This is a genomic window from Selenomonas sp. oral taxon 892 str. F0426, assembly GCF_000468035.1.
GTDB lineage: Bacteria > Bacillota > Negativicutes > Selenomonadales > Selenomonadaceae > Centipeda.
In genome coordinates, this window is sequence record NZ_KI260543.1 from 1,369 (window position 1) to 13,747 (window position 12,379).

Sequence of the window (12,379 nt, forward strand, 5' to 3'; positions counted from 1 at the left end):
AGTGTTCACAAGACGTGTGGGTTCAAGTCCCACCGACCGCACCATTTTTTTCTTTACAATTTGATAGTCACGCGGTCGTGGCGGAATGGCAGACGCGCTAGCTTCAGGCGCTAGTGATGGCAACATCGTGGAGGTTCAAGTCCTCTCGACCGCACCATTTAACTTCATATCATGCGGTTGTGGCGGAATTGGCAGACGCGCTACTTTGAGGGGGTAGTGTTCACAAGACGTGTGGGTTCAAGTCCCACCAACCGCACCATCTGAAAACGTATCGCCGTGGGAGTCCACGGCGGTTTTTTTGTGTCAAAACGCACGGAATTTTTCGCGCATATATGGTATTCTATGATGTATGTCGGCACGCAGGCAAAGGATACGCAGCATAATGCGATGTTTAGGGTGTCGAGGTACTGATGATATTTGCGTTGTTGGAGGGCATGGTGGAGCAGTATGGCGATTGAGGTAAAACGCGCGGGGGTGCGGCGTGCGCAGTGCAGCTGCAGTATGCCCGCCGTCTGGTGGGCGCTCTCGTACGCACGGGGAGCACTGGTCATCTTTCACAGTCCGCGCTCCTGTGCGCATGTGGTGCGTGAAAAGGATGTCGGCAGCTTTCATCGCCTGATCGGCGCGGGCACCTATGCGCCGCCGTCGCCCGTACCGCTGCTGACGAGTGGGATCGGTGAGGGCGATGCGGTGTTCGGCGCGGCGGAGCGGCTGCGTGCGTGCATCCGTTTTGCGGCAGAAAGATATCGGCCGCGTGCCGTCTTTGTCGCGGGATCCTGTGTGAGCGGCATCATTGGGGACGATACGCGGGCTGCGGCGGAGGAGATGGAGGAGGAGTTGGGGCTGCCCGTCGTTGCCGTGCCTACGGGCGGCTTTTTGGACGATGAGTCCTTCGACGGCTACCTGTCGGTTGCGCGGGTGCTGATGGATCGCTTTATGCAGCCGCCCGCGCGGGTGCGTCAGGGGACGGTGGTGTTTCTCGGGGACTACGGGGGGCTTTACAGTGCCTACGTGCAGGAGCTGAAGCGGCTGCTCGGCGGACTCGGGCTGCAGCTGGCGGGGCAGTTTCCCACCTATACGCCGCTCGATGAGGTGCAGGGGGTGCCGGAGGCAGAGCTGCTCGTCGTGCTCGGCAGTGCGATGTCAGATGAGAAACAGGCGCTGCTCATCGCGTTCGCGGAGGAACTTCACACGCGCTTCGGTACGCCGTATTTCGCGGAGGCATTTGCGGGCGGCGCAGAGGAGACGGCACACTGGCTGCGCTGCATCGGCGCGCGCTGCCATCGGGAAGCGGCGGCGGAGGAGACGATTCGGCGTGAGGAGGCGGCGTTCGAGCGCAGTCTCGCGCGTGCGCGGGAGACGCTCGCGGGGCGGCGCACCGTGCTCGTTGTCGGGCGCGAACTGCACTGGCTGCAGCCCGAGATCCTCCTGCGCCTGATCGAAAGGGCGGGGGTACGCCTCTCCGGCATCATCCTCCTCGCGCTCTTTACCGAGGCGCAGCGCAGGGAGGTGGAGGACGGCCTTCGGGCGTGCAGCGATGTGCCGATTCTCGCGGTAGAGGATCCCGCGAGTGAGGAGCTGCTGCGGTCGGCGGATTTCGTCTTTACGACACATGAGTTGGTGGACGTACAGCTGCGGCAGATCCTGCTCGGCAAGCTGCCTACGGTCGGCTGGGCGATGGAGCGCCAGCTCATCGAGGATATGGAGCACGTACTCTATCGGCATACAAGCAGGGGAGGGCTGATCTATGGGTGAGGGAATTCTCTCCTTTGACGATATGTCCGTGTGGATGGAGAGCTGTGCGCTGACGGGCGCGGCGGCATTCTTCGCGGGGCTGCGCGGCTGCGCCGTCGTGGTCAACGGGCCGCTGTGGTGCTATCTCTTTACGCAGCGGCACATCGAGCAGACACAGAGCGATATCTCCCATCGCATGAAATGCACGCAGCTCGACAACGATGCGATTGTGTTCGGCGCGGAGGAGTACCTGCGCGAGGCGCTGCAGGCGCATATCGACCATCCGCCCGCGCTGCTCGCCGTCATCAGCGGCAGCTCGGCAAGTCTGATCGGCGATGATGTCGGTGCGATTGCGCGTGCGGCGGGGGTGACCTGCCCCGTGGTCGCCATTGACAGCGGCGGGCTGATCGGCAGTTTTGCGGACGGATGGCGGCACGCCTCCTGCGCGGCGCTTGAGGTACTGCTCCGCGAGACGGCGGCGCCCGCGCGGCATGGGGTCAACCTCATCGGCATGACCGCGTCCTACTACAACGGCGAGAACGATGCGCGGGAACTGGTACGCCTGCTGACGGGGGCAGGGTATGCGGTGCGCCATGTATTCGGGCGTGATATGTCCCCGGAGGACATGGATGCACTGGCGCAGGCGGCGCTCAATATCGTCGTGCATGACGAGCTTGGCCTTGCGGCGGCAAAGTACATCGAGCAGCGCTGCGGCACGCCCTGCATTGCTCCGCTTCCGCCCTATGGGCGTGCGGGGACGCGGCGGTGGCTGGAGGAGATCTTTGCCGCGCTGCCGCCCGCGCATGGGGAGGCTGCTATGGCGGAGATCGAGGCGGCGGAGCGCAGAGACTTTCTGCGGATCAACGATCTCAAGAATACGTGGGGCGAGCTGCGCTTTGATACCGCACTCATCCGCGCACCGCGGTCGGCGGCGTGGGGGCTTGCCGAGGCGCTGCGTACGGAGTGGGCGGATGTCCGGCATCTCGCCGTTGCGGCGCAGGTGCGCGATGCTGCGGCAGTGCAGATCGTGGATGAACAGCTGACGGAAACGGATACGGTGCGGGCGCAGGAACTCCTCGCGGCGATGGAGCACGGACTGCTCATGGCGAGCAGCAGCGAGTCCGTGCTTGCCGATCCGTGCAGGATGCTCTACCTCCCCGTCGCCTATCCCGTTGTGGATCGCCTCTGCCTGTCGGATCAGCCGTTTATGGGGCTGCGCGGTGCGCGGCATATCGAGGACGCACTCTGGAACGGGAGCATCCTGCGGCGTGAGATATCCGTCCGCGCATAGGCAATTGGCAGCAAAAAGCTCCGAGCACGTATAGGTGCTCGGAGCTTTTTCTGTGTGGGGAGGTAAAAGCATACCGCAATCCAATGCCTCCCCCGTGCGACACGGGGGAGGGGGACCGCGAGCGGTGGAAGGGGCGCCTGAGACTTGTATGACGTTCTTACGATAGAGAGTCATGGATCGCCCAAGGCGCCCCCACCGTCACGCTGTCGCGTGCCACCTCCCCCATTGTGATGGGGGAGGCTAAGATGCCATAATCCTAGCCTTCCGCGTCTCGGACGGGGAAGCTGCTATACCGCAATCCTAAGCCTCCCCCGTGCGACACGGGGGAGGGGGACCGCGTAAGCGGTGGAAGGGGCGCCTGAGACTTGTATGACTTTCTTACGATAGAGAGTCATGCATCGCCCAAGGCGCCCCCACCGTCACGCTGTCGCGTGCCACCTCCCCCATTGTGATGGGGGAGGCTGATCTACCGCGTCCAAAGCCTCCCCCGTGCGTCACGGAGGGACCGCGAGCGGTCAACGTCAGCCAATCACACATCGCCAACGCTTGTGTTCTTGGGACGTTTTCGCATACGACCTGTTTCCCAATCAGCTTCGTCCTACGGTCTTGCTTCTTGGACAGGTCAGCAAGCAGTGGAAGGGGCGCCTGTGACTTGTATGGCTTTCTTACGATAGAGAGTCATGGATCGTCCAAGGCGCCCCCACCGTCACGCTGTCGCGTGCCACCTCCCCCGTTTTGACGGGGGAGGCCGATCTACCGCGTCCAAAGCCTCCCACGCCGCAGCGGGGGAGGGGGACCGCGAGCGGTGGAAGGGGCGCCTGAGACTTGTATGACGTTCTTACGATAGAGAGTCATGGATCGCCCAAGGCGCCCCCACCGTCACGCTGTCGCGTGCCACCTCCCCCATTGTGATGGGGGAGGCTTGGATTGCATTAGAACTTCCAGTTGAAGCCGGCGTTAAAGGTCACGCCGCGCTGTTTGCCCGCCCAGCCCTCGACGCTGAGGTCAGCGGTGGCATTCTTGCCCATGGGGGCTTTCCAGCCGAGTTCGAGGCTGCCGGAGAATCCCTTGAGGGATGGTGAAGGCGTGGTATGGGTGAATCCTCTGCCATATACGGTGGCGCTTGAATCGCCGCCAAACTCGTACTGCATGGAGGCGCCGAGGATGAGGGAGCCGCTGCCCTGCGGGATCATCCAGCGTGCGCCCGTACGCAGCCGCTGACTCTGCACGGCGTCGAACTCGTAGCGCTCACCCGTGGAGAGCGTTGCATCCGTGCCGTTCTGCCGCGTGTAGAAGTAGCGGACGTACAGCTCGCGCTCGTTGCCGCTCTGCTCCGTGACGCGCTGACCAAAGCCCAGATGTGCGCCGATGTAGTTCGTATCGGTATCATAGGAGGTCGGAGTGCCCGAAAGGACCGCCGAATAGTCCATGGACGAGCGTCCGAAGCGCAGGCTGCCCTCGTAGAACGTGCCGTCCTTCTGCTCCTGGCGGATGAAGCCGCCGACGCCGACGTAGCGGACGGAGCCGTCGCCGTGCGCATCATTGACGTAGCTGTCGTAGGTGCCGCGTCCGTATTCGACGATGGGGCCGAAGAGGATGCGCTCATCGCCGCGCAGGACTTCACGCGAGAAGCCAACGGCGAGGTTCATGCCCTTCATATCGACGTGGGAACCCGTCTCATGCCGCATGGAGGAGCCGCCGATGGCCGCAAATGGGGCAAAGCCCTCGGCTGCCGCCGCCTCGACGGATGCACTCGTCATGCCGCCGCCTGCAACGAGGTCTGCACCTGCGCCGAGGAAGGCTGCCGCTCCTGCCATTGTCTCGACAACAGACTTGCGGTTGTCCTCTGCCTGCCGCTTGAGGTCATCGGGCGTCGGTGTCGGTGTCGGTGTCGGCGTTGGCGTCGGTGTCGGCGTCGGTGTCGGCGTCGGTGTCGGCGTTGGTGTAGGCGTTGGTGTAGGTGTTGGCGTCGGTGTCGGCGTCGGTGTCGGCGTCGGTGGTGTTGGTGGTGTCGGCGGTGGGGTTGGAGGTGTCGGTGGTGTTGGCGGCGGCGTCGGTGGTGTCGGCGGTGTTGGCGGTGTCGGCGGTGGGGTCGGTGTGCCGCCCTCGTCGATGGCGGAGCCGTCGGTCTTGACAATCAGCTCCTTATTATCCTTGGTGATGCCGATCTTCGCCGTAGTCACATCGGAGACGCCCTTCCAGACGGTCATGGTGGTCGTGCCGTCCTTCTGGATCTGCGCTTTCTCTGTGTAGAGGAGGCGCAGACGCTTCTCGGTCTCATCGCCGCGCAGATGCGCCGTGATGTCCGTGCCCGTGAGGTCGGTATTGCTCGTGGACGAGAGCCAGAGCATGGTGTCGTCCTTCGTCATGCCGGCGGGCAGCCAGAACTCGAGCTTTTGGAAGCCGTCGATGGATTCTGCCTTGATGCCCTTCGTCTCCTTGACGACGAGCGCGTTGCCTGCGATGTTCTTCGTCGCGCCCTTTGCGTAGTATCCATGGAGCTGCGCCGCAGAGAGGTTGGGCGTGCCCGTGATGACGATGCGGTTATCCTTGACGGTCGCGACGGTGCCGGCTTCACTGCCCGCATCCGCAGTGGCGGCATAGATGCTGTCCTGATAGATGCCGCTGCTGATGTTCACAGTGTTCTCGTTTGCCGTCGCCTGTCCTCCCGCGCCGTCTGTGATGGCGTAGCCGCCGGCGATCTCCGCCGTGAATGTGCCGTATGCGAGGTTCAGGGTGTTCTTGCTTGCTGTCGCCGTCGCAGCCGCCCCGTCAGCGGAGGCACGAACCCTGCCGCCGCGAACCTGTCTCCACGGAGCGACAGCGGAGAGGGTGATGGTATTCTCTGATGCCGACGCAGTAACGGGGGCATCCTTGCCGACCGCCTCTACTGTGCCGCCGTACACATCGCTTGCCGCCGTCAGCGTGCCGCCCTCTACGGTGATCCTGTTTTTGTCTGCCGCAGCTGCTGCACCCGCGCGCTCTGCCGTGCCGGAGGCGACGCCGCCGATGAGCGCCTGCGCTGTGCCGGAGGCGTTCTTCAGCAGCAGCACATTTTCATGTGCCGCAGCGGATGCGGTCTTCCCTGCCGCTTTCGTAATGACCACGGCATACCCCACCTGGATGGGGGTGTCATCGAGCTTGGCATTGGTGAGCTTGACCGTGTTCTTCGTGAGGGCGGCGGTCGCTGCACTCTTCGTTGAGATGAGTTCTGCCCAGCCGCCGTACAGCTTGTTCGCGAATGTACCGCCTGTGCCCGTGACGGCGTTCTCCGTGAGCGTTGCCGCCGCATCGCCCGCATTGTTCACTCTCAGGGCGGCAAGTGCGCCGTAGGCGTCCTTCACCGTGCCGCCCGTGCTCGTGACCGTGTTCTTCGCTACATGCGCCGTGAACGATGCGCTGTCCTCGGAGGAAGCTTCCTGTGAGAGATAGGCGCCATAGGCGCTGCTTGTCACCACGCCTTTTGCCTCGATGGTGGCGGCGTTCTCGGTAGCCGTGTATGTCGTCGCGCCGCCAAAGGCGTTCGTCGCCGTCATGTTCACGCCGCTCATGCTCTCCGCCGTGCCCTCCACGAGCCGCGCCGTGTTCCCCGTCGCCGTGAGTGCGGTATCGCCCGCCGCCGTGGCGCCAGGATCCCGCCGATAGTTGATGTATGCACCGAGGATTCTTTCCACGGCATTCGCCTTCGTCACGGTCGCAGCGTTCCTCTCGGCGATGACCGCCGCTGTGCCGTCTGTCTGGCGGACAGAGGTGTCTATGCCATAGACACCCTCGAGCTTCGTGCCGCTCCCCTCGGCGCTGTTCTCCCGGAATGTCGCCGTGAGATCCGCCGACGCGTTCGTATACATCTCCGCATAGCTGCCCGCAAGATTCGCGATCTCCTTGCCCGCCGCGCTCGCACGGTTCTTCTCTGCGAGGATCTCCGTCTTGCCGGCGTTCGCGTTTTGCGCGAGGATATGGCTGCCGTAGATTTTGTCCGCGCTAAGATCCGCCCCGCGCGCCGTGATGGTATTCTCCTCGGCGGTGAGCTTCAGATTCCCCGCTGCATTCCGCGCCTCGATGCTGCTGCCGACGAGGGCTGCGGAGGTGCTGCTCTCGACATCCGTGAGCGCGGCGCTGTTCTTTGCTGCAGTCAGTTCTGCCGCGCCGAACGCCTTGCCCAGACGCAAAAAGCCGCCGTAGGCGCTGCCCGCCTTGCCGTTCGTGAGCGTCAGCGTATTCTCCGCGAGCGTCCCCGTGACGGTACGCGTCGTCGCCGCCGTCTGCGCCAATGTGCCATAGGCGCCATCTACCTCTGCAGTGGTGCCATGTGTGCCAAGCACCTTGTTCTGCGTGACGGTGAGGCTGACATCGCCCGTCGTGCTCCCCGCCGCGGCGTAGCCGCCGTAGCTCTCCCCGTTCGTGACGGCAGCAGCGGCGAGGTTCAGCGTGTTGCCAGTGGTGACGGCGGCTGCCGTACCCGGCGTGCCGGAGCCCGCACTATCTGTGCTTGCATAGGAATTGCCGCCGTAGAGCTGCCCCAGGAACGTTCCCGCATCTGCCGTGACTGTATTCCGCTCTGTCCGTGCGGTCGCCGCCGCATTCACGGCAGTGGCATAGGTATCCGCACCGTAGACCGCCTGCCACGGAGCAGCTGCGGAGAGGGTGACGGTGTTCTCCGTCGCCGCCGCTGTGACGGGGGCGGCCTGGCTGACCGCCTCTGTTTTTCCGCCGTAGACCTTGTTCGCCGCCGTCAGCGTGCCGCCAAGGGCGGTGACGCTGTTTTTGTCTGCGGCAGCCGTCGCACCACCAAGGTCTGCCTCGATATAGGCGTTGCCGCCGATGAGATCCTTCGCTGTGCCGGAGGCGTTCTTTAGCAGCAGCACATTTTCATGTGCCGCAGCGGATGCGGTCTTCCCTGCCGCCCTTGTACGGGCAACGGCATGGCCCGCGCGGATGTGGGCATCATCGAGCACAGCATTCGTGAGATCGACCGTGTTCTTCGTGAGGGTGGCGGTCGCCGTGCCCGTCTTTGCGAAGACGTCTGCCACACCGCCCCGCACGTCGCCCGCAAATGTGCCGCCCGTGCCCGTGACGGCGTTCTCCGTGAGTGTCGCCTGTACCTCCCCTGCATGGTCCGCGTGGAGCGTCACGGAGGCACCCATCGCGTTCTTTACCGTACCGCCCGTATTCGCGACCGTGTTCTTTGCGGCGGCCGCCGTGAACGACGCGCCGTCCGCAGTGTTGTTTTGCTGCTCGATCTCTGCGCCCGCGACGCTGTCTGTCACCACACCCGCTGCCGCGACGGTGACGGCGTTCTCGGTCGCCGTGTATGTCGTCGCGCCGCCAAAGGCGTTGTTGATGCGGATCTCGGCACCAAACAGTTTGGACAGCTTGCCCTCGTTGAGGTCTGCCTTGTTGCTCCTGGCGATGAGTGTCGTATCTCCCGCCGCCGTCGCAGCGCCGTCGCGCTCATAGACGAGCGTTGCCCCCGTGAAGCTGCCGCCGTCGTCGGTCAGCTTCGTCACGGTGATGGTGTTGCCCTCTGCGGTCACCTCTCCCGCGCCGTCTTTCTGCTCTGTCTTGGCAAACGCACCATACGCATGGTACGAAGTGCCGCTCTGCACCTCTGCCGTATTCCCCGTGAGCTTTACCGTGAGGGCGGCATCCCCATTCGAGCCGATGTCGGCATAGCCGCCGGCAAGGGTATCGGCCTTTTTGCCCCGCATGATGGCACGGCTCGCCGTCACCGTGGCCTCTGTCGTGCCCGCATTGCTGTTCCGCAGCTGGACGTGGCTGCCATACATCTCATTGGCCTTGAGCGCCGCGCCCTCTGCCGTGACCGTGTTCTCCTCCGCACGGATCTGCAGACTGCCCTTCGCATCGTGCGCCTCTATGTAGGAGCCGCGGAATGCGACATTGCTATCGCTCTCGCTCGCGGCGTTGGTGAGGACGACACTGTTCTTGGCGGCGTGCAGATCTGCCGCGCCGGCCGCCCTGCTCAGGAGCAGCCGACTGCCGTCCACCTGGTACGCCTTGCCGCCCGTGAGCGTGACCGTATTCTCGGCAGCGGATGCCGTGATCGCCTGCCCTCCTGCCGCCGCAAGCTGGTCGAGCTTGCCATCGGCGCCGCGTACCACCGACGCAGCGCTCGTGAGCGTCCCGTCGATGCTGTTCTTCTCCGTCGTCAGGCTGAGCTTGCCCGTCTCACTGCTTACGGATGCATCGCCGCCCGTGATGTAGACGGTCGTACCATCCGTCGGAAATGCCGCCGCACCGGCGAGATGCAGCTTGTTCTCGGAAGCGGTCGTCGTCGCCGTTCCCGCCTTTGTCGTCGCATTCCCCCAGCCGACCAAAACGTTCCTCTGGAACGTGCCCCCGTTCGCCCATAGCTCGTTGCCGCGCGCCGTCGCCGTGGCAGTACCGGTCGCGTCTTCGGTAGTCGCCGACGTGTTGCCGCCGTAGACGGTCCCCTTGAAGGTGCCGCCTGCGATGGTGAGCTGATTCGCATTTGCCGCAGTGGTGACGGCAGCAGCTTTTGTTGCCTTGAGGATGTTGTATCCGCCTGCACTCACATACTTGAACGTGCTGGAGCCCGCCGCGATCGTGACGATGTTCCCGTTCGTCTCTGCCGTGCTCAGCGGAACATGCGTGCCGCCTGCCATCTGCTCTGCAAAGGCATAGCCGCCGTAGAATTTGTCTGCGCCCGCCTTTGCGGTCAGGTGGTTCTCATTTGCCTGCAGGGAGATGGAGGTCTTGGTCGGGTACGCATACACATATCCGCCGTAGATTTCCGTGACGGTATCGCCCGTGGTGAAGGTGAGGCTGTTGCGCAGTGCCTTCGCCTCGCTGCGTGCCTCCGTTTCTGTCACAGCCTTGCCGCCGTAGAGCTTCGTCTGTGCGGTAAAGCTGCCGCCCGTGACGGACGCTATGCTGTCCGTCACCGCTGCCGTGCTGTTGACGCTCTTGGTCTGTGCATAGGCTGCACCGCCTGCAATGGTGATCTCACCTCCCTCGGGCACGTCGTAGGTGCCGCCCTCGATGGTGACCTTGCTGTGCGCGACCTCTGCCACGCCCCGCGTCGCGCCGCCGCCGGAGCCCTCCTTGGACATGGCGAGACCGCCGATGATGCCCCACTGAGGCTCAGGTGTGGTGGCGTCGAGCTTGAATGTGCAGTTCTTGATGGCGACCTCCGCGCCGGAGATCTTTGCGGTGCCGCCATGCTCCAGCCATGCGTATGCGCCGATGGCGCCGCCGATCGTGCCGCTCTTCACGATCGCCTTGCCGCCCGCATTCGCGCCCGTGAACTGGATCGTGCCGTCGGTCAGGCTGACCTTTCTCCACGCGCCTGTGACGGGCGTGGGGCGGTGGTGGCCGCCCGCGAGATAGTAGATCTCGGGCGATGCCCCGCCGCCGTCCGTGCCGACGGTGATGGTCGCCGCCGTGCCGTCCGTGCTGCCCGCAACGCCGTCCGTTGACACAGTATCCGTCGTGACCGTGCTCATGACGGTGGGATCGGCAAGGGCGTACGGCATGCCGCCGAGCGTGAATGCACCCGCCGCGAGCGCGGCGAGGATGCGTGGGGTGAGGGAGTTGGATTTGTGGGTGTGGTGTCGTTTCATGGGGGTGACTCCTTTCTGGATGCGTTCTATTTGTAGGGAGGTGCTTCCTTGTGGCGATGTTGTTTCATGATGTGACTCCTTTCGTGGTCGGGGGATGGGGCGCTTTGAACGCCGAAGACAGTGCGTTCAATGATAAATACACACTGCACTAATCATACTGTAGCACAGTTCAGAAAAAAGCGTACTGTAGTAAATGACAGGAGTCAAACGTCCCAATTTTCCGGAAAGCCTTGTATTTCCTAGGGAAAACGGGTATCATAGGGATAAAATTTTTTTCAAAAAAGAGGTGCGGCGATGATGTTCGGACGTTTTTTGCTCGTTCTCTGCGTCTTTTTGGCGCCGCTGCGTGCTCTTGCCGCTGCACCGAGTGATCTGCCGTCGCTCTACTTCGTGTGTGCGGCGGCGTCGGAGGCGGCGTACGGTGGAGAGCTGCCGGAGCTGCTGCGTGCGCGTCTCGCGGCGGCGGGGTGGCAGATCGCCTCGTATGAGACGCCGGGGTACAAGGGGACGGTCGGGCGGTTCTTTCACATGGTGCGGAGATCGGAGGACGGGGGCGAGACGCATCTCATTGCCTTCCCGGGGACGGAGCGCGGGAGCGATGTGTGGACGAATCTGCGGCTCGGGCGTGCCGCGTTCGGCGGGACAACGCCTGCGGAGTTCCTTGCCGTTCGGGATACGCGCGTGACAGAGTGCAAGGAGACGCCGCTCGTGCATCGCGGATTCCTCGACTACTGCCAAGCGGCGCTCTTTACCGATGCGCTGCCCGCATACGGCAATCGTACGGCGGGTGAGGTGATCGCGGATGAGCTGCGTGCGCATCCTGCGGCGCAGGTGTTCCTGACGGGGCACAGTCTCGGCGGGGCGGCGGCAGTTCTGGCGGCGGCGCGGCTCTCGGATATGGGGGTGCCGGCGGAGCAGCTCGTTGTGACGACGTTCGGTGCGCCTGCGGTCGGGAATGGGGCGTTTGTGCGGCGCTATGAGGGGCGGTTTATACTGCATCGCGTGGTGATGCGCGGCGATCCAATGAAGGATGTGCTGGCCGCGCCGCTCGGTTTTCAGCAGTTCGGGGAGCGTGAGGCGTGGACGCCCGCGCGCTCTGTGGCGAAGTTCCCGCACGCGATGATCGTCTATGTGGATGCGGCGATCCGCCGTCTCTATGATGCGTACGGCGGGGACAATGCCTTCCTCTTTCTCATGGGGACACCGAACCGTGCGGAGGGGCGAATGCTCTACGTCGCTCCGATTGAGACGGCTCTGGACGAGACGCTCGCAGAGGATGCACCCTATATGACGGCGGTGCTGCGCGATGCGCTCCATGTGCGGAATGCGGCGGTCGTGTTCGCGGCGGGCAGCGGTGGGCTGTCGGAGGAGGGGCTGCTCAGCGGGCTGAACGAGCATCTCGCGGCGGCGCGTGCGGCAGGCGCGGAGGAGATGGTCGCCTATCGCATCGCGGGGGCGAAAATCCGCGATGCACACGAGACGTACCGCCTGACGCTTGAGCGCGCCGTCTACGATATGGACGGCAATCTGATCGCGGCGGGGTCGCACTCGGCGCGGACGGGGACGCTGACGCCGATCGAGACGGTGCTGTATCTGCTTGCGCAGGATTAGGGGGCGCCGCTATCGGCAGAGAGTCGAATGAGCGAGAGGCGCCCCTATCGGCTCGCGCTGCTCGCCACTTCCCCCGTACTGACGGGGGAAGCTAATATACCGCAGACTGAAAAGCCTCCCCCGTGCGGCACGGGGGAGGGGG

At 64.0% G+C, this 12,379-nt stretch carries 4 protein-coding genes and 2 tRNA genes; 5 read left to right on the forward strand and 1 reads right to left on the reverse strand.

Annotation, left to right across the window (positions count from 1 at the left end; translation table 11 throughout):
- Positions 1-71 precede the first annotated feature (71 nt).
- The 4 genes from HMPREF1992_RS08600 (at position 72) to HMPREF1992_RS08615 (ending at position 3,025) form a co-directional block, all read left to right on the forward strand.
- Positions 72-157: transfer RNA gene (locus tag HMPREF1992_RS08600), tRNA-Leu, on the forward strand.
- A 16-nt stretch (positions 158-173) separates the two neighbouring features.
- Positions 174-259: transfer RNA gene (locus HMPREF1992_RS08605), tRNA-Leu, on the forward strand.
- 188 nt (positions 260-447) lie between these two features.
- The gene (locus tag HMPREF1992_RS08610; RefSeq protein ID WP_021685498.1) at positions 448-1,755 is read left to right on the forward strand and encodes a nitrogenase component 1; all 1,308 of its coding nucleotides are present in this window, start codon (positions 448-450) and stop codon (positions 1,753-1,755) included.
- Entirely contained in the window at positions 1,748-3,025 is a 1,278-nt protein-coding gene (locus tag HMPREF1992_RS08615) for a nitrogenase component 1 (RefSeq protein ID WP_021685499.1), read from the forward strand. Before HMPREF1992_RS08610 ends, HMPREF1992_RS08615 begins: the two co-directional genes overlap by 8 nt.
- 932 nt (positions 3,026-3,957) lie before the next feature.
- On the opposite strand, the gene HMPREF1992_RS08620 is transcribed toward HMPREF1992_RS08615, so the two are convergent.
- The gene (locus HMPREF1992_RS08620; protein ID WP_021685500.1) at positions 3,958-10,626 is read right to left on the reverse strand and encodes an autotransporter outer membrane beta-barrel domain-containing protein; all 6,669 of its coding nucleotides are present in this window, start codon (positions 10,624-10,626) and stop codon (positions 3,958-3,960) included.
- Between the two features lie 294 nt (positions 10,627-10,920).
- Here HMPREF1992_RS08620 and HMPREF1992_RS08625 point away from each other — a divergent pair, with 294 nt between their 5' ends.
- On the forward strand, positions 10,921-12,237 hold the full coding sequence (locus HMPREF1992_RS08625) for a lipase family protein (protein WP_021685502.1): 1,317 nt from the start codon (positions 10,921-10,923) through the stop codon (positions 12,235-12,237).
- The last annotated feature ends 142 nt before the right edge of the window (positions 12,238-12,379 follow it).